A 17,363-nucleotide genomic window follows, 5' to 3' on the forward strand; every position below is an offset into this window, starting at 1 on the left:
CATACGCTGTACAACAGAGAGAGGGAAGGGCGGTGGCAGTGCCACCGCCCTTCCCCTCACTCAGGGACCGTCAGCTGCCGTCAGTCGGCCGGGTCAGGTCGTAGAAGGTGGCCGACCCCACCGTCACCTTCTGGAAGCCGGCCTCGACCCACTCGGTGATCTGCGCGGAGGTGCCGGAGTTGCCGCCCCCTCCCATACCGCCGCCGGAGATGAAGTAGTGGATCTTCCCGTCCGCCACGTACTGCTTGAACTGGGCCAGCGTCGGGGACGGGTCGGTGCCGTTGAAACCGCCGATGGCCATCACCGGCTCGCCGGTGGAGAGCTGGTAGCTCGCGGCGTTCTGGGCCCCGATCGCCGCCGCGGCCCAGGTGTACCGGTCGGAGTCGGCCGTCAGCAGCTTCCTGGCCTGCGAGCTGACACTGGCGCCGTTGAGCAGGCCGCCCATGCGGCCGGCGTCGCCCCTGCCCGTGCCGGGCGTGTTGCGGCCCTGGGTGGTTCCGCCGCCGTCCTGCTGGTTCTGGCCGGGTGCGCCGGGTGCGCCGCCGGGGAAACCGCCGCCGGGCATGCCGCCCTGCTGGTTGCCCTGCCCCTGGGTGGTGCCGTTGCCGTTCTGCTGGTTCTGGCCGCCGCCCGGGCCTGCGCCACCGGGGCGGCCCCCGCCGCCCGGGCCGCCACGGCCGCCGGCGACCGCCGGACCGGCGGTGACGATCGAGCCGCTGTGGCCCTCGTTCAGCGTGGTGAGGGTGTACGCCGCCGGACCGGCCAGAGCGGCGACCAGGCCCAGCGCGACGACACCCCGCGCCGGTCGGCGCCCCAGCCGGCCGGCGAAGACCAGGCCGAGGGCAGCCGCCAGACCGCCGACGAGCACCAGCCACTTCAGCCAGGGCAGGTAGTCGGAGGAACGGTTGAGCAGGACGTAGCCCCACGCCGCGGTGGCCGTCATCGCGCCCGCCAGGGTCAGCGACGCCCACACCGTGCCGCGCCGCTCCCACAGCGTGGCGGCGCCCATGCCGATCAGCGGCGCGACGTAGGGGGCGAGGGCCACCGTGTAGTACTCGTGGAAGATGCCCTGCATGTAGCTGAAGACCAGCGTGGTGATCAGCAGCGAGCCGCCCCACACCAGGAACGCGCCGCGCGTCGCCGACGTGCGCCGGGCCCTGCCGGCGGCCACCAGGCCCGCGACCAGCAGGATCAGCGCGGCCGGGATCAGCCAGGAGATCTGGCCGCCGATGTTCGCGCCGAACAGCCGGTCCCAGCCGGTCCCGCCCCAGTTGCCCCCGCCGCCGCCACCGCCGCCGACGCTGCCGGTCTCCTCGCCGTTGAGCCGGCCCAGGCCGTTGTAGCCGAAGGTCAGCTCCAGGAAGCTGTTGTTCTGCGAACCGCCGACGTACGGGCGGGAGGACGCCGGCCACAGCTCCACGATCGCCACCCACCAGCCGCCGGAGACCACCAGCGCGACGGTCGCCAGGGCCAGCTGCCCGAAACGCCTCCTCAGCGACACCGGAGCGCACACCGCGTACACCGCCGCCAGCACCGGCAGGATCAGGAAGGCCTGCAGGGTCTTGGCCAGGAAGGCGAAGCCGATCGCGACACCGGCCCACACCAGCCACTTCGTACGGCCGTCCTCCAGGGCCCGGATCACCAGGTGGCAGGCGGTGGCCATCAGCAGCGCGAGCAGCGCGTCCGGGTTGTTGAACCGGAACATCAGCGCGGCGACGGGCGTGAGCGCCAGCACCGCGCCCGCGATCAGTCCGGCCCCGGGGCTGAAGCGGCGGCGTACGGCCGCGTACACGACGGCCACCGTCGCCACGCCCATCAGCACCTCGGGGACCAGGATCGCCCAGGAGCTGAGGCCGAAGAGCCGCACCGACAGCGCCATCGGCCACAGAGCCGCCGGCGGCTTGTCGACGGTGATGGCGTTGGCCGCGTCCAGCGAGCCGAAGAAGAACGCCTTCCAGGACTGGCTGCCCGCCTGGACCGCCGCCGAGTAGAAGGAGTTGGCGTAGCCGGAGGCGCTGAGGTCGTACAGGTACAGCGCGCAGGTCGCCAGGAGCAGGCCGAGGAAGGCGGGGCGTGCCCAGCGGGGGTCCTCGGGCCGGCCGCGCCACAGTCTCCGCGGGAACGGCGGCCGGGGCTCTGCCGGGGGCGCCGGGGCAGGCGGCCCCCAGGTGGCGGGGTCCGCGTCCCTGTCGGAGGCCGGCGGGGCGTGGTTCGTCGTCGTCATCGGGCGTTCCTCGGGTCGGTGTCGGTGGGGCGTACCGGCTGGAGTTGCACGGTGGTGTCCCGCCAGGTGCGGTCCGCGGCGTCACCGGCGCGGAGCGGGGTCGTGTCGTACGGGGCGTACCGCTGGGCCGTCGGCCGCTGCGGGAGCGGGCCGAAGCCGTCGGATCGTGCGGTGGAGCGGGTCGGCGGGGCCGGGGTGGGGGCCGCGTCGGGCGCCACCGGGACGGTCAGGGGATCTCGGCCGTCGCGCCGGTCGGGGAACACCCACGCCCGCAAGAGCAGGAAGCGCAGCACGGTGGCCGCGAGGTTGGCGGCGATGAGGACCGCCAGTTCCGTGGAGCGCGCCGGGGTCGAGGTCGCCGCGTGCAGGGCGACGAGCGAGCCGCTGGTCAGGGCGAGGCCGATCCCGAAGACGACCAGGCCCTGCGCCTGGTGCCGTACGGCGCCGCCCCGGCCGCGCACCCCGAAGGTGAGCCGCCGGTTGGCGGCGGTGTTGGCGATCGCCGAGACGAGCAGGGCGAGCGCGTTGGCGGCCTGCGAGCCGCCGAACTGCCGGAAGGCGGTGTAGAGCAGCAGGTAGAACAGGGTGGACAGCCCGCCCACCACGCAGAAGCCGACGAGCTGACGGGCCAGGCCCTTCGGTACGTCCTCGATCTCCCGGTCGCGCGGGTCGTCGCCGAACGGCCGGGCGAGCCGGTCCAGCGGCAGCGAACCGGTGGCCAGCGCCTTGCCGACCCGCCAGACGCCCCTGAGGTCGTCCGTCGCCGTCCTGACGATGTGCACGGTCGAGTCGGGGTCGTCGACCCAGTCGACCGGAACCTCGTGGATCCGCAGGCCCGCGCGCTCGGCGAGCACCAGCATCTCGGTGTCGAAGAACCAGCCGGTGTCCTCCACCAGGGGCAGCAGCACCCGTGCCACGTCACGGCGGATCGCCTTGAAGCCGCACTGGGCGTCGGAGAAGCGGGCCTGGAGCGAGCCGCGCAGGACGAGGTTGTACGCGCGGCTGATGAACTCCCGCTTGGGGCCGCGCACCACCCGCGAGCTGCGGGACAGCCGGGAGCCGATCGCGAGGTCCGAGTGACCGGAGATCAGCGGAGCCACCAGCGGCAGCAGGGCGTTGAGGTCGGTGGACAGGTCCACGTCCATGTAGGCGAGGACCGGGGCGTCCGAGGCGGACCACGCGGCCCGCAGGGCCCGGCCCCGGCCCTTCTCGTCCAGGCGGACGGTGGTGACCTCGGGGATCTGTGCCGCCAGCCGCGCGGCCACCTGCGGGGTGGTGTCCGTCGACGCGTTGTCCGCGACCGTGATGCGGAACGCGTACGGGAAGGTGCGGGTGAGGTGCTCGTGCAGTCTGCGCACGCACGGCTGGAGGTCCTTCTCCTCGTTGTAGACGGGGATCACTACGTCCAGGACAGGCGTACCGGCTGAGACGGCCGGGAGGTGCTCCCGCGCCGGCAGGGTGCCGGGAGAAGAGTCGGTTCGCATGGAACCGACTTTCGTCAGGCGCCCTGTTGCGCCCATGTGGTGGCGCTGTGGCGTACCTGTGAGTGCTGCCGCCCGTTCACGTCGGGCTGCGGTTGGGGCGCGGGCAGGTGCACCGTGAACACGGTCCGCCCGGGCACGCTGTCGACGGTCACGGCGCCGCCGTGCGCGGTCGCCACGGCCTGCACGATGGCCAGGCCCAGCCCGGTGGAGCCGGTGGCGCGGGAGCGCGCCGAGTCGCCGCGCGCGAACCGCTCGAAGACGTGCGGGAGCAGCTCGGGCGGGATGCCCTGCCCGTTGTCCTCGACGTCCACGCACAGCCACGGGCCGTCCCTCCGCACGCGGGCGGTGACGGTCGTACCGGGCGGGGTGTGGGCGCGGGCGTTGCCGAGCAGGTTGACGAGGACCTGCTGGAGCCGGGCTGCGTCCGCGGACACCGGCGCGGGCTCGTCGGGCAGCTCCAGGCGCCACACATGGTCCTGGCCGGCCGCCCGGGCGTCGCTGACGGTGTCCACGACGAGCGGGACGAGGTCCGTCCGCTCGAACTGGAGCGGACGGCCTGCGTCGAGGCGGGCGAGCAGCAGGAGGTCCTCCACGAGGAGCGTCATGCGCCCGGCCTCGGACTCGATCCGGCCGAGGGCGTGCCGGGTGTCGGGCCCCACCTCCTCCCGTCCCCGCCGGGTGAGTTCGGCGTACCCGCGGATGGAGGCGAGGGGCGTGCGCAGCTCGTGGCTGGCGTCCGCGACGAACTGCCGTACCCGCGTCTCGCTCTGCTGGCGGGCGTGCAGGGCGCCGTGGATGTGGTCGAGCATCCGGTTCAGCGCGGCGCCGACCTGGCCGACCTCGGTGTGCGGGTCGCACTCGGACTCGGGGACGCGCTCGCTGAGGTTCACCTCGCCGCTGTGCAGGGGCAGTTCGGAGACGCGGGTGGCGGTGGCGGCGACCCTGCGCAGGGGGCGGGTGGCCACGCCGATGAGGACGGAGCCCGCGATGGCCGCGGCGACCAGACCGGCGCCGGTGACGCTCACCTCGACCAGGACGAGGGTGTTGATGGTGGTGGTGACCGACTCGGTGGGCAGGGCGACGTAGTACCTGTCACCGTCGGCTGCGGGGACGTACTGCACGCGGTACTCGCCGAGCCCGGGAAGGTCGACGGTGTGGGTGCCCGTGGTGGGCACCTCGGCCAGGGCGGCCTTCTGCTCGTCGCTGAGGACGACGGCCGAGTTGCGCTGATAGGGGCCGCCCTCGGCGGAGTCCTTGGCGAGGAACGCCCGGGTGACCGTGCCGCCCACGCCCACCTCGGCGGCGACGGTGCCGGGCTGCGCCGGCCCCTCGACGAAGCCCGTGAGCCTGTCCACCACCTCGAAGTCGTCTCCGCGGCCGGGCTTCATGGGCCCCGACAGCCGCTTGCCGGCGTCGTCGACCTGCCCGTCCAGCTGCTCGTACAGGTGGGACCGCAGCGCGAGGGTCGTCACCGTGCCGATCACTGCGCACACCACGGCGATCAGCACCACGGACGCGACGACGAGCCGCGTCCGCAGGGTGCGCGGCTTGCCCGCTCGCGGCTGTCCGCCCGCCGTTCGCTGCCCGCCTGCCTCCCGCTGCGTCCGCGGCCGTCGCCGGCCGCTCATGAGGCGGCGGGCTTGATCATGTAGCCGGCCCCGCGCCGGGTGTGGATCATCGGCTCGCGTCCGACGTCGATCTTCCGCCGCAGGTACGAGATGTAGAGCTCGACGACGTTGGCCTGGCCGCCGAAGTCGTACGACCACACCCGGTCCAGGATCTGGGCCTTGCTGAGCACGCGCCGCGGGTTGCGCATCAGGAAGCGCAACAGCTCGAACTCGGTGGCGGTGAGGTGGATGGAGTCCCCGCCCCGGGTCACCTCGTGGCTGTCCTCGTCGAGGGTGAGGTCCCCGACGACCAGCAGGGACTCGGAGCGCCGGTCGGCGGCTCCGGAGCGCCGGATCAGCCCGCGCAGCCGCGCGACGACCTCCTCCAGGCTGAACGGCTTGGTGACGTAGTCGTCACCACCGGCCGTCAGTCCGGCGATCCGGTCCTCGACGGCGTCCTTCGCGGTCAGGAAGAGCACGGGCACGTCCGGCAGCTCGCGGCGCAGCCGCCCGAGCACGCTCAGCCCGTCCATGTCCGGCAGCATCATGTCCAGCACGACGGCGTCGGGCCGGAACTCCCGCGCGGTCTGGACGGCGCCCTGGCCGTCCCCCGCGCTGCGGATCTGCCACCCCTCGTAGCGCAGGGCCATGGACAGCAGTTCGGTGATCGACAGCTCGTCGTCCACCACAAGCACGCGGACGGGGCTCCCGTCCGGCCTCAGCAGTTCGGTGCGCCCCTGGGGCGAGGTCGTGGTCATACCGCACACGATGTCGGGGCGCTCTGAGAGCGGCCTTTCGGCGACCTGTGATTTCTCTGAGAAACGCACAGGCGCCTCTCAGGAACCTCCTGAGTGCCGGACGGCAGGCGGAGCGGGCCCTCACAGCCCGAACAGCCGCGCCGCGTTGTCGTGGCACACCGCCCGCAGCCACGGCTCACCGAGACCCAGCCGCTCCAGGGCGCGCAGCTGGTGCACGTACGGGTAGGGGATGTTGGGGAAGTCCGAGCCGAGCAGGATCCGGTCCCCGAGCCCGGCCAGCCGCGGCAGGGCCCGCCTCGGGAACGGCGCGAGTCGCTCGCTGAAGTCGGTGAACGCCATCGTCGTGTCCAGCCGCACCTCGCCGTACCGCTCGGCGAGGTCCAGGAAGTCCTCGTACTCGGGCATGCCCATATGTGCGACGACCAGCCGCAGCCGGGGGTGCCGGGCCAGCACGCGGGCGATCGGCTCGGGCCCGGTGTGCTTGCCGGGGGCGGGCCCGGAGCCGCAGTGGATCACCACCGGGACACCGGCCTCGGCGAGCAGTCCCCAGACGCCGTCGAGGAGCTCGTCGGCCGGGTCGTACGCCCCCACCTGCACATGCGCCTTGAAGACCCGCGCCCCCGCCTCGACCGCCTCCCGGACGTACGCCTCGACGCCCGGCTCCGGGAAGAGGGTCGCGGTGTGCAGGCACCCGGGCGCGCGGCGGGCGAACTGGGCCGCCCAGCCGTTCAGCCACCGGGCCATGGCCGGCTTGTGCGGGTAGAGCAGGGCGGTGAAGGCCCGTACTCCGAACTCCTCCAGCAGCGCGGCCCGTTCGGCCTCCTCCCGCCGGTAGGTGATCGGCCACTCGATGCCGCCCGTCAGTGGCCCGAGCGCGTCGAAGTAGTCCCAGACCTTGCGCAGGACGCGCTCGGGCATGAAATGGGTGTGGACGTCGACGAGGCCCGGCAGGCCGAGCCGGCGCGAGAACCGCCGGACCTCGGCCGCCTCGTGCCCGGGCGCGTCAGCCATCGCCCGGCTCGCGGCGGCTGCCGTTCCCGTCCACGCGGCTGTTGGCGTCCTCGTAGCCGTTGGCGTGCTCATAGTCGTGGCTGCGCTCGACCCTGGCGACGTGCACGGTGTACCTCTCGTACCACTGCTCGCGCCCCCTCTTCTGCGCCGTGCGGTGCTCGGCGTCGCTCCGCCACTGCTCGATGGCGGCGGCGTCCCGGAAGTAGCCGACGGTGACCGACAGCCCGCCCGGGGTCCGGGCGTGGTCCATCCCGAGGAACCCGGGTATCCCCCGGACCAGGTCCTCCATGCGCTCGGCGGTCTCGCCGTACCCGGAGTCGTCGTCCGTTCGGACGGAGGTGAAGACGACGGCGTAGTACGGGGGTTCGTGGGCGGGGACGGGCCGGACCGGAACGGGCTCCGCCGAAGCACGGGCATCGACAGGCGCCATACGGTGATCGCTCATGTCACCCACGATCGGCTCTGGTGGGGTGCCGGGTCCACATCTTTGCCGAAAGGGATCCAGGAGGCTCTGCCAAAAGGGATCCAGGAGGCTCTGCCGAAAGGGAGCGCTGAGGATCTACCGACAGCGATTCTTCAGGGAACCGTTTCCTGCCCCCCCCAGCCCAGCGGTGGACGTCAGAACAACCCGTCCTGCACTGCCGCGACAGATCTGAACGCCCTTACAGGAACGGTGCATTCCACCTCCCCCACCGGGACCAGCTCCCACCCCCTCATCAACCGTGTGTCGAGCACGACGACCCCCCGCTCCGTCACCAGATGCAGGTCCGGCCCGGCGGCGGCCACCAGCTCACCGCTCACCGCACCGCCGGCGACCAGCTCGGTCACCTCACCGACGGCGGCCGGCAGACCCGCGAGCCCGAACGCCCGCACGTGATCCACCGCCTGGAACGGCCGGGGCGCGAGCGCCTCCGGCCACCCGCCGAGCGCCACCGCCCGCGCGTGCAGCTCCGCGATCTCGGCCGCGCGCCCGGCCTCCTCCGGAGGCAGCGCGGACCGCACCGCCCGCTTCTCCCCGTACGGAATGCGGTCGGGCACCCGCAGCGCGGCACGCAGCAGTTCCTCGGCCCGCCGCGCAGCCATCAGCGGCCCGGCCCCCAACCAGCTGAAACAGACCGCTCCCTGTTCCAGCAGCCGGGCCGTGCCCCGCTCGACCGCGGTGATCCCGACCTTGGCCATCCCGGGCCCGAACCACGCCAGGTACACGTGGTACGGCCGCGGATCGTCCGCGATCGTGTCGGCCGCCACGGAGTGCGCCCGGTCCAGCCGCGCACACTCCTCGCACCGCGCCCCCGTACTCCGCCCCGGCACGCCCGCCCGTACCGGACACGAATGCCCCCGCGCCCCCGCACACGTCCGCACACCCCCGTCCGCGACCCTGAACGCCACGCGTTTCCCCCAGGTCAGCGCACTGCGCCGCCCACCGTCCCACGCCAGCACCGGGCCGTCCGAGGACCATCGCAGCCCCGAGCACTTCCACGCCTGTGTCATCTCTGTTCGAGAGTAGGGGCCGGCACTGACATCGCTGTTGCTAGTGCCGCATCAGACAACGTTCGCCCTGTCGACTACCTCGCGTAGCCGTTCATCGGCAGCGTGCTTGTTCCGCCAGATGATGTAGCGGCGATCATGCTGCCCTGCTCCTTGTGGCTGGCGTGGTCGGTGCCGTCCAGCACGAAGTAGCGCAGGGCGGTGAACTGGGCCTCGATGCGGTTCAGCCAGGAGCTGTTGGTCGGCATGTAGGCGAGCTCGACGTTGTTGGCTGCGGCCCAGTCGCCGACCCGGGAGTCCTTCTTCGTGGTCAGGTGAGGGGAGAAGTTGTCGAGCACGATCGTGATGCGGATCTCCGGCGGGTACAGGCTGCGCAGGTAGCGGCAGAACTCCAGGAGCCTCGTCCGGTTCTTCTTCGGCTTGATGTGGCCGTAGAAGCTTGTCCTCGCCCAGGTCGCAGGCGGCGAACAGGTGCCGGACCCCGTGCGAACAGGTGCCGGACCCCGTGCGGGCGGGTGCAGGTCGCCCGTCGGCGGGACCGGGGCTCCCGGTCGGGGTCCTTGTGCTTGCCGCCGCGCTCGGCCCACTGCCGCCCCGGGTGGGGCTGGAGGTTGAGCGGCCCGAACTCGTCCAGGCAGAACACGACGTCGGGCTCGCCGTCCTCGGGTATGACCTCGCCGTCGGCGATCGCGTAGAGGTGTTCGACGCGGGCCTTCTTGGCAGCGAAGTCGGGATCGCGGGAGGTCTTCGAGGTCTTTATGCGTGGAAGCGAGACGCCCTCCTCGCGGAGCAGGACCCGAAAACCCTCGTGGCTGATGTCGTCGACCACCCCCTCGGCGACCAGGAAGTCGGCCAGCTTGGCCAGGCTTCAGGGCGAGAAGGGCAGGCCGTGTTCGGCCGGCTTCGACTTGGCGATCTTCTTGATCTCGCGCCGCTCGGGCAGCGTGAACGTCCTCGGCCGACCGCCTTTGTACTTCGGGTAGAGCGCCTCGAAGCCGTCGGCGTTGCAGTCGTGGATCACGTCCCGGACCCTGTCCGCATTGGTAAAGGTCACCCCGGCGATCTTCACCACATCCATGCCCTGCGCGGACAGCAGCACCATCTGCGCCCGCCGCCAGGTCACCACCGACCCGGCGCCACGGCGGATGATCCGCAGGAGGCGCCGGCCCTCGTCGTCATCGATCTCACGGACGCGTACTCGTTCTGCCATCCGAACAGGGTGCCGATCACGCACCACGCGGACCAATGTTTTGGGACGGCACATCACATCACGACAGCACCAATGTTGCCTGCCACAAAGTAGAATGACGGATAGTCATGGCGTGACGTCATCACGGGGGCATGTAGTGAGTACCGATTCCACCGGGCCGTCGACACCCGCTGCCGATACGGGAGAACCCGGGAGCACTGATACGCAAGAACCGCGCCAGCCGAGGTGGGCGTGGTGGGTCGTCGGCATCGCCGTTCCGCTCCTGGGCACCCTCGTGACGGAGCTCGTCAGCCAGCCCTCGCCCTCGTCACCATCGGCAGACCAGAACTCCCCAGCAGCGTCGGTCCCAACCGGCGGGACACGTTCGGCAACGCCGACCGCGCAGGATAGCCATGGCACCGCCCCACCAAATCCCGTACCCGTACGGTTCGGACCGGACGAGGTCGGGATGGAATTTCACGACGGGCAAGATGTAATCGAAAGCTTCGAGCCGGACTTAGACTCGAATCCGCCTTTGATCCTGGAAGCGAAGACCAAAGGAACCGATTTCTCTTTCACCCGCGCTGTTTATCAGGACGGCATCAGCTTTGGGACGTACGGGGGGAGCAAAACAATCGCGCCGCTGCCATCGGGCGGAACCGACCCGAGCGAGGAGGAATGCCGGACTCACCTCGCAGAGAACGCGACGTCCAGCGGCGGCACCCTCGAGCAAGGCGACGGTTTCTGCGTCAAGACAACAGAAGGACGAACGGCCTACATCCGCGTGATCGACTCACCCTCCGGCCTGGGCACGCTCCGGCTCAAAGTGACCGTCTGGGAGCTCCCCAGCTAGCTGAGGGGTGGTTCGCCACGCTCGACGCCCTGGCACGGCCATCGAGCGCGTCGCCGCATCACGCACTTACAACCCGATGCGAGTGAGATCGGCGCCTTGCATCCGGCCGCGCCATGGCTCTCCTACCAGGCAAACGTTCCCTGACGTGGCACTAGTCAGGTAGCGGCGGTCGTCGGACGGGGGCGGGCGTCGGACACGGGCGATCGTCGGGCACCTGACCGTCGTCCGGGCACCCGACGGTCGTCCGGACACCTGACCGTCGTCGGGCGCGGGGACCGGGAGCTGGCTGGCTCGGGTGGAGTACGCCGCCTCGCCGGACGGTCAGCCGGGACCGCACGGACAGGAACACGGACAGGACGGCACGGGCGGGACAGGACGGGACCGGGCAGGACAGGACCGGATGGGCTGTTCACACCCCGGCGTCGGCGGCAGCGACGGGCGGCTGCTCGCCCGGCGCGGACACCGAACCGCCCCCCACCGACGCCGACCCGCCCCGCGCGGACACCGGCCCGCCCGGAGCCGGTACCGCCACCACCACCTCGACGGACCGCCCCCGCCCCGCCAGGCGGCACCCCAGACACCCGGCATGCCCGCCCCGCGCACCGGTGTCCCGCACCCGCCACCCCCACTGCTCCCTGGGCCGCGGCCCGGGCCCCTTGCCCCAGCCGGCCAGATGCAGCAGCCAGGTGACGAGCAGGCTCACCGCTCCCACCGCGAACCCGCAGGCCAGCAGTGGAACGGAGACCAGGCACACCCCCGCCCCCAGCAGCACCGCCCCCACGGAGGCGATCCCGAATCCGGTCCACCCCGCGACCGTGTGCCCGTGGTCATACTGATGTGCGCTCACGTGTCCGCCTCCCCGCGCCGCAGCCGACGCGCCTGATCAGCAACTGGATCACCAGGCGAGGGCCCCAATCCCCTTACGCCCTAAGTAATTTAACTCAAAAACCTCTCACAAACTAAGGAAATTGCGAACCATGCCAGCCACGCCGCGTCCGCCCGCCACCCCCGAGCAGGCGCTGTCGGCCATGGACCACCTCATCGCCACCCACCTCGTCGGCCAGCACGAGATCGCCCAGCAGGTGGGCCTGAACGTCACCGACCTCACCTGCTTCGCCTTCGTCCTGGAGGCCGGCGAGAACCTGCTGACCGCGGGCGACCTGGCGGCACGGGCCCACGTCACGACGGGCGCGGTGACCGGCATCCTCAACCGCCTGGAACGCGCCGGCTACATCACCCGCCGCCCCGACCCCGCGGACCGCCGCCGCGTGCGCGTGGCCGCAGAACCGGCAGCGGTGGCCCGAATCCGCGAGGTCTACGAGCCGTACTACGCCCGCCTCACGGCCCTCTTCGCCGACTACTCCCCCGAGGAGATCGCGGTCCTCCACGACTGGTTCTCCCGTGCGAGCACCCTGGCGGCGGCGCACCTGGAGGAGCACTGCCGGACCGACTGACCCGGCGGGCCGCGTCTACGCGCCGGGAGCCCGGTACTTGATCCCCCCGGCCTGACGCAGCGCGTCCAGGGTCTCGTCGATGGTCAGGAGAACAGTCGTCTCGTACGAGCTGAGCGCCCCGCCTCCGGTGATCGCCAGTGCGACCGAGGCCATGGACACGTTGTCCGGGGCCTCCCACAGGTTGTAGCCGTCGTGAGTGCCGAAGGCGTACCAGAAGCCGTGCAGCTTCCCGCCGACGGACTCGATGTACGCCTGAGCGGCCTTCGCCCGGTCCTCGGGGTGGCTGATCAGCCTCGCCCAGGTCTCCGGCGTGTAGCTGAACCTCGACAGATAGAGCGGCATGGTGTCTCCCTCTCGTTCCTCCAAGGGATGCCCCAGCGAGGCGGGCACCCGCCGGAGTGCGCCCGCGTATCGCCCGAACGGCGGCGACGACGACCTGGCATCAGCGACGTGAGTGCCCTCAGTGGTCCGACGGTCAGGTCAGGTGGCGTCGATCTGCCAGGCGATCACGCCGGTCGCCCCGTTGACGGGGTCCACGTCGAGGCGGACCGGCCGGCTCCCGTGGATCCTCAGCCGGACCGACGACTGATCACACGGGACCCTGGTCTTCGGGCCGGTGCTCGCTGGTGTGAACACTGCGCGCTGCCAGTGCCGATGCCTATCGGGTTGCCATGTACACGACAACCAAATTGCCAGAGGAGAACTTGAGGAAAGTGCACGAAGCCGCCCGGCCTGACGAGAAGCCTCATCCACGGGATGCGGGGACGACGCTGCGCGCGGCTGCGGACCAGATCGACCATACGCTCGGGGCGACGATCTCGAAGAGGAGATCTTGTAGGCGGGTGCCTTCATGACGTCGTCCGCACGGCCAACGTAGGCGTTGATGTCACCGGTTGATGTCAGAGGCCCTGCCGGATTCTCCGGCAGGGCCTCTGACCTGTGCGCACTCGGCAGGATTCGAACCTGCAACCTTCTGATCCGTAGTCAGATGCTCTATCCGTTAAGCTACGAGTGCTTGTTCTGTTTTTTCGCCGCTCCCGGCCCTTCCGGCCCGCTCGCGGCGACAGGAAGAACATTACATGACTGCCGCCGCCATGTGAAATCCGTTTGGCGTACCCCTTGTGACCTGCGGAAACGTCACTTTGGCCGGAACAGCGCCCTGACGACAGCGAAGCCCCGGCCGGGTGGGCCGGGGCTTCGTGATCAGGTGCGGAGGCGGAGGGATTTGAACCCTCGATGGGCTTTAAGGCCCAAACCGCATTAGCAGTGCGGCGCCATAGACCGGACTAGGCGACGCCTCCAGACACAGCCTCCCGCGCGCGAGTGCGAGTGGGTGGTGCGTGCCGATGATGACACAGTCGAGCGCGGTGTCACCAATCGCCCCCCACGGTACTAGGACGGAAGGCCGCAGGGCAAAGCCCTTCCCGGCGGGCGCGCAACGTCCGGGAGGGTGCCGCGTTAGTCAGGGCATGTCGCACGTCAACCGTATGGGCGGCCCCCGGCCCGCCTCGCCCTCCGTCCACCGGCCCGTCGCCCGGCCCGCCCTGCGGCGGCTCGTCGTCGGTGCCGCCGCCTGCGCCGCCGCCGTCGCCTCGCTGTCCACGGCGTCGCCGGCCGCGTACGCCCTGCCCGTCAGCGGCGCCCTGCCGCCGCCGGTCCCCGAGGAGGGACCGGGCCACCGGGACCACCTCACCGTGACCGTGCGGAACGCGGGGGACGGGACGGACGGCACGTACGAGCTGTACTGCCACCCCCGCGGGGGGAGCCACCCGGACCCGGGCGGTGCGTGTGCCGCCGTCGACCGGAGCACGCGGTGGGGGAAGGACGCCTTCGCGCCCGTGCCCGAGGGCAGTGTGTGCACCATGCAGTACGGCGGGCCGGCCACCGCGCACGTCACCGGCACCTGGGCCGGACGGCCCGTCGACGCGACGTACGCGCGCGGCGACGGCTGCGAGATCTCCCGCTGGGACCGGCTCGTCCCCCTGCTGCCCGACCTGGGGCCCGCGGAGCGCGCCTGACCTCCGTGAATCCCGTGAGGAAGCCCGTGAGCGGGCCGGTAAGCCGTGGGTTCGTACGCCGTGGGCCTGTACGTCCGTAAAAACGTCCTACGGGAGCGTCCCGGAGGGGGCGGCGCGGCACGGGGTCGTAAAGGTCCCGCGAAGGTCCTGGGGTGTCGGTGCAGGCAGGCCGTCGGTGGGGGGTGGGGTGACGGGCGGTGGTCGGGCGGTTCGCTTCGCGTGATCGTCACTTGAGGGTCACTTCGTCGTGCGAGCTCCCTCTCATCCGGCGTCGCGAGCGCAATGCCAGCCCTTAGACTCCCTCGCGTGACACGCTGCGGGCCGGTTGGCAAGATGGCCCGAGCGGCCAGCAAAGTGCGGTAACAGGGAGGAAGCGTCTCGTGAGCAGCAGGCCATCCCGAGGCGCTGCTCGCCTCGCAGCCATACTGGACGCACTTCCCGACGCGTTGGTGCTGGTCAATGCCAACGGGACCGTCGTCAACGCCAACACCATCGCCCTGGAGGCCTTCGAGACGCCCGGCACGGCGCTCGTGGGACGGGGGCTGCTGGACCTGCTGCCGCAGTTCGACTCCAAGCTCATTCCCGGGTCCATGCGGCGGCCCGACCACATCGATCCGCGGGCGCGCACCAAGCCGACCCGGATGATCGCCCGGCGCACCGACGGCAGCGAGTTCCCGGTCGAGGTCACGAGCGCGAATCTCGAGAACGGGCAGCAGGCCTACGACGGTTACGGCTACACCGGCGACGAGCTGCTGATGCTCGTCGTACGCGACCTGTCCGGGACCGTGGACACCGAGGCGGAGCTCGCGCGGTCGCAGCGGCAGACCGAGATGATTCTGCGGGCCGCCTCCGAGGGTGTGGTCGGGACCGATACGGACGGGCGGATCGTGCTGGTCAATCCGGCTGCCGCTCAGATCCTGGGGTACCGGGCCAGCGATCTCGGCGGGCGTGAGCTGCACACGCTCGTGCTGCACTCGCGGGCCGACGGCTCCCCCTTCCCGTACGACGAGTCGCCGCTCGCCGACACCCTGCGGTCCGGGCGCAAGCACCGGGTGCGCGGGCAGGTGCTGTTCGCCAAGAGCGGCGAGAAGGTGCCGGTCGACCTGACGACCGCGCCGGTGCGCGACGGCGACCAGCTCGTCGGCGCGGTGATGACCTTCACCGACCGGCGGCCGTACGACGCCGCCGTGCAGGAGAAGGAGGCGGCGCAGAAGCGTCACGCGGAGGAGCTGGAGCGGCTCGCCGAGGAGCACGCCTCCGAACTCACCGCCCTGCGCCAGCAGCACGTCACCGAGCTGGAGGAACTGCGCGAGAAGCACGCCGAGGAGCTCGCGGCGGGCGAGGAGCGCTACGCCGCGCTCGGGGAGCGGGAGAAGGACCGGTACGAGGCGCTCGCCGCGCGGCACGAGCAGCTGCTCACCCTGCTCGGACGGTCGCTGCGCGGCCCCCTGGAGGAACTGCGCCGCGAACTGTCCGCGCTCGCCGCGGACGACGCCGGGCAGCTGTGGCCCGAGGCCAACCAGGTGCTGCACCACCTCTCGGCGGGCTACTCGCGCATCACGACGCTCATCGACAACGTGCTCGGGTACCAGCGGCTCGACACGGGCAGCGAGGAGATCTCCCGCACGAAGGTGATGCTCGACGCGGTCGTCGCCGCCGGGGTCGACGGGGCCGTGGAGCTCATCGGGCCGGGGCGGGTGCAGTTCGCCGTGCACGCGCCGCCCATCGAGGCCGAGGTGGATCCGCGGCTGCTCGCGACCGCCCTCGCGCACCTCGTCGCGGACGTGGCGGGCGTCGACGCGACCGGCAACGCGCCCGTGTCGGCGGGCGGTTACATGGACAACACCGTCGTGGTCGCGGCGGCGCAGCGCGGTGAGGTCGTCCGCATCGAGGTGCGCGGGCCGTACGCCGGGGGAGACCCGGTGCACGAGCCGATCGTGCGCGGGATCGTACGGACGCACGGCGGTGTGCTGCAGACGCACGAAGTGCCGGGCATGAGCGGCAGTGCGTACGTGCTGGAAGTGCCGCTCGGGGGCGGGGCCGGGGCCGTTCCGGCCGGTGCCCCGGCCGAGACACCGGCTCTGGAAGCGGCTGTGGACACGGCTGTGGACACGGCTGGGGAAGCGGCTACGGATCCGGCCGCTGAGCAGGCCGGTGCGGTCACTGCCGAGCAGGCCTCGGGCGGTGGGCGGCGCCGAGCGCGGCGCGCGTCCGTCGACGCCTTCCTGGACAGCGAGGTCCCGGGCGGGGCCGAGGGCGCCGAGGACGCCGCGCATGCGAGCGGCTCCGGTGACTCCGGCAGCTCCGGTGCGGAGGTCGCGGTCGCCGCGCCCACGGGGCGGCGCAGGCGGCGGGCGGCCGGGGAACCGGCACCGCTTCCGGCCCAGGCGGCCGGGGAGGGTGTGCAGGTGTCCGGCGGCACCGGGCGGCGGCGCGGGCGGCCTGCCGAGGACGTCGGCGCGGGTGTCGCCGGGAATGCCGTCGCGAGCGCCGCAGGGAGTGCTGTCGGCAGTGCCGTCCAGGGGGTCGCCGAGGGTGCCGTCGTCACGGCCGCCGAGCACGCGGCAGGGGCCGCGGCCTCGGGGACGGGGCTGGGCGGGACCGTACCGCCGCAGGGCGTACCCGCGCCCTCCGGGCGGCGCGGCCGACCCGACTCCGGTGGACAGCACGCCTTGCCGCCGGCACTGCCCGCGCCCTCCGGCGAGGCCGGAGCGGCCCAGGCGCATCCCCAGGCCCTGACTCCGGCTCAGGGTCAGGGGCAGCAGGCTCAGCAGGCCCAGCCGACCGGGCGCCGTCGGCGTGCCCTGGCCGCGGCGAACGAGCGGGCCGCCGCGCAGGAGGCGGCGCCCCGTGCGGTGTTCGCCCTGCCGCCGGCCGAGGCGGACCAGGGACCCCGGCAGCAGGTGAGTACGACCGCCCCGGCGGGGCAGGCCGTTTCTTCGGACGCGCCGGCCGACGCCGGTCGGCACGATGCCGTACCGCACGACCAGTCCGACGACCACACCCCGCCGCAGCCGCATCCCACCACCATGCCGACGGGCCGCCGCCGACGCGCCGCCGCCCAGCCTGCGGAGTCGGCCGGGACGCCGGCACAGGGTGTGCAGGCACAGGGTGTTCCCGGGCAGGCGGGTGCCGGGCAGGGCGTGCCCCCGCAGGAGGCCGTCGGGCAGGTGCCCGGCGCGGGGCAGGTGCCGGTGGGCCAGGGTGTGTCCGGCCAGGGTGCACCGGTGCCCCCGCACGGGGCTCCGGTGCCCGCTCAAGGTGCGCCCGTCCCACC

General features: G+C 72.1%; 15 protein-coding genes and 2 tRNA genes. 4 read left to right on the forward strand and 13 right to left on the reverse strand.

Translation table 11 applies throughout. The features are described 5' to 3' along the window. Positions 1-70 precede the first annotated feature (70 nt). From ACFPZJ_RS08595 to ACFPZJ_RS08635, 9 genes are all read right to left on the reverse strand, one after another. Positions 71-2,224 carry an ArnT family glycosyltransferase gene (locus tag ACFPZJ_RS08595; protein ID WP_381019238.1) on the reverse strand — a complete coding sequence of 718 codons (2,154 nt, stop codon included), beginning with the start codon at positions 2,222-2,224 and terminating at the stop codon, positions 71-73. After that, positions 2,221-3,708 (reverse strand): bifunctional glycosyltransferase family 2/GtrA family protein, encoded by a 1,488-nt coding sequence (locus ACFPZJ_RS08600; protein WP_381019240.1) that lies wholly within the window; start codon positions 3,706-3,708, stop codon positions 2,221-2,223. The genes ACFPZJ_RS08595 and ACFPZJ_RS08600 overlap by 4 nt, the downstream gene beginning before the upstream one ends. Before the next feature lie 14 nt (positions 3,709-3,722). Then, positions 3,723-5,336, reverse strand: coding sequence for a sensor histidine kinase (locus ACFPZJ_RS08605; protein ID WP_381019241.1), 1,614 nt, complete (start codon positions 5,334-5,336; stop codon positions 3,723-3,725). After that, a complete protein-coding gene (locus tag ACFPZJ_RS08610; RefSeq protein ID WP_381019243.1) occupies positions 5,333-6,073 on the reverse strand; it encodes a response regulator transcription factor in 741 nt (246 codons plus the stop codon). Before ACFPZJ_RS08610 ends, ACFPZJ_RS08605 begins: the two co-directional genes overlap by 4 nt. Before the next feature lie 120 nt (positions 6,074-6,193). Further along, positions 6,194-7,084 carry an amidohydrolase family protein gene (locus tag ACFPZJ_RS08615; RefSeq protein WP_381019245.1) on the reverse strand — a complete coding sequence of 297 codons (891 nt, stop codon included), beginning with the start codon at positions 7,082-7,084 and terminating at the stop codon, positions 6,194-6,196. Beyond that, the gene (locus ACFPZJ_RS08620; protein ID WP_381019247.1) at positions 7,077-7,529 is read right to left on the reverse strand and encodes an antibiotic biosynthesis monooxygenase family protein; all 453 of its coding nucleotides are present in this window, start codon (positions 7,527-7,529) and stop codon (positions 7,077-7,079) included. Before ACFPZJ_RS08620 ends, ACFPZJ_RS08615 begins: the two co-directional genes overlap by 8 nt. 173 nt (positions 7,530-7,702) lie before the next feature. After that, positions 7,703-8,575 (reverse strand): DUF2797 domain-containing protein, encoded by an 873-nt coding sequence (locus tag ACFPZJ_RS08625; protein ID WP_381019248.1) that lies wholly within the window; start codon positions 8,573-8,575, stop codon positions 7,703-7,705. A 74-nt stretch (positions 8,576-8,649) separates the two neighbouring features. Further along, positions 8,650-9,159: a transposase gene (locus tag ACFPZJ_RS08630; protein ID WP_381019250.1), complete on the reverse strand. Its 510-nt coding sequence runs from the start codon at positions 9,157-9,159 to the stop codon at positions 8,650-8,652. 281 nt (positions 9,160-9,440) lie between these two features. Next, the gene (locus tag ACFPZJ_RS08635) at positions 9,441-9,782 is read right to left on the reverse strand and encodes a helix-turn-helix domain-containing protein (protein ID WP_381019252.1); all 342 of its coding nucleotides are present in this window, start codon (positions 9,780-9,782) and stop codon (positions 9,441-9,443) included. Between the two features lie 448 nt (positions 9,783-10,230). Between ACFPZJ_RS08635 and ACFPZJ_RS08640 the strand changes: the two genes are divergently transcribed. Then, positions 10,231-10,614, forward strand: coding sequence for a hypothetical protein (locus tag ACFPZJ_RS08640; protein WP_381019253.1), 384 nt, complete (start codon positions 10,231-10,233; stop codon positions 10,612-10,614). 409 nt (positions 10,615-11,023) lie between these two features. On the opposite strand, the gene ACFPZJ_RS08645 is transcribed toward ACFPZJ_RS08640, so the two are convergent. Beyond that, on the reverse strand, positions 11,024-11,461 hold the full coding sequence (locus ACFPZJ_RS08645) for an HGxxPAAW family protein (RefSeq protein WP_381019255.1): 438 nt from the start codon (positions 11,459-11,461) through the stop codon (positions 11,024-11,026). Between the two features lie 130 nt (positions 11,462-11,591). Here ACFPZJ_RS08645 and ACFPZJ_RS08650 point away from each other — a divergent pair, with 130 nt between their 5' ends. Beyond that, positions 11,592-12,068: a MarR family winged helix-turn-helix transcriptional regulator gene (locus ACFPZJ_RS08650; protein ID WP_381019257.1), complete on the forward strand. Its 477-nt coding sequence runs from the start codon at positions 11,592-11,594 to the stop codon at positions 12,066-12,068. Positions 12,069-12,083: 15 nt separating this feature from the next. Here ACFPZJ_RS08650 and ACFPZJ_RS08655 read toward each other — a convergent pair whose 3' ends face one another. The 3 genes from ACFPZJ_RS08655 to ACFPZJ_RS08665 all read right to left on the reverse strand — a co-directional run bounded on the left by ACFPZJ_RS08655 (position 12,084) and on the right by ACFPZJ_RS08665 (position 13,369). Then, a complete protein-coding gene (locus tag ACFPZJ_RS08655) occupies positions 12,084-12,410 on the reverse strand; it encodes a GYD domain-containing protein (RefSeq protein ID WP_381019259.1) in 327 nt (108 codons plus the stop codon). Positions 12,411-13,010: 600 nt separating this feature from the next. Then, positions 13,011-13,083 (reverse strand) — tRNA-Arg (locus ACFPZJ_RS08660). Between the two features lie 195 nt (positions 13,084-13,278). After that, a tRNA-Ser gene (locus tag ACFPZJ_RS08665) sits at positions 13,279-13,369 on the reverse strand. Positions 13,370-13,555: 186 nt separating this feature from the next. Here ACFPZJ_RS08665 and ACFPZJ_RS08670 point away from each other — a divergent pair. Continuing rightward, complete coding sequence (locus tag ACFPZJ_RS08670) at positions 13,556-14,086, forward strand: SSI family serine proteinase inhibitor (protein ID WP_381020126.1); 531 nt, start codon at positions 13,556-13,558, stop codon at positions 14,084-14,086. A 380-nt stretch (positions 14,087-14,466) separates the two neighbouring features. Next, positions 14,467-17,363: PAS domain-containing protein (locus ACFPZJ_RS08675; protein WP_381020128.1), on the forward strand; the 2,897-nt coding region annotated here is incomplete at its 3' end.

Origin of the sequence: Streptomyces bullii, assembly GCF_042657145.1 — a bacterium.
Classification (GTDB): Bacteria; Actinomycetota; Actinomycetes; order Streptomycetales; family Streptomycetaceae; genus Streptomyces; species Streptomyces bullii.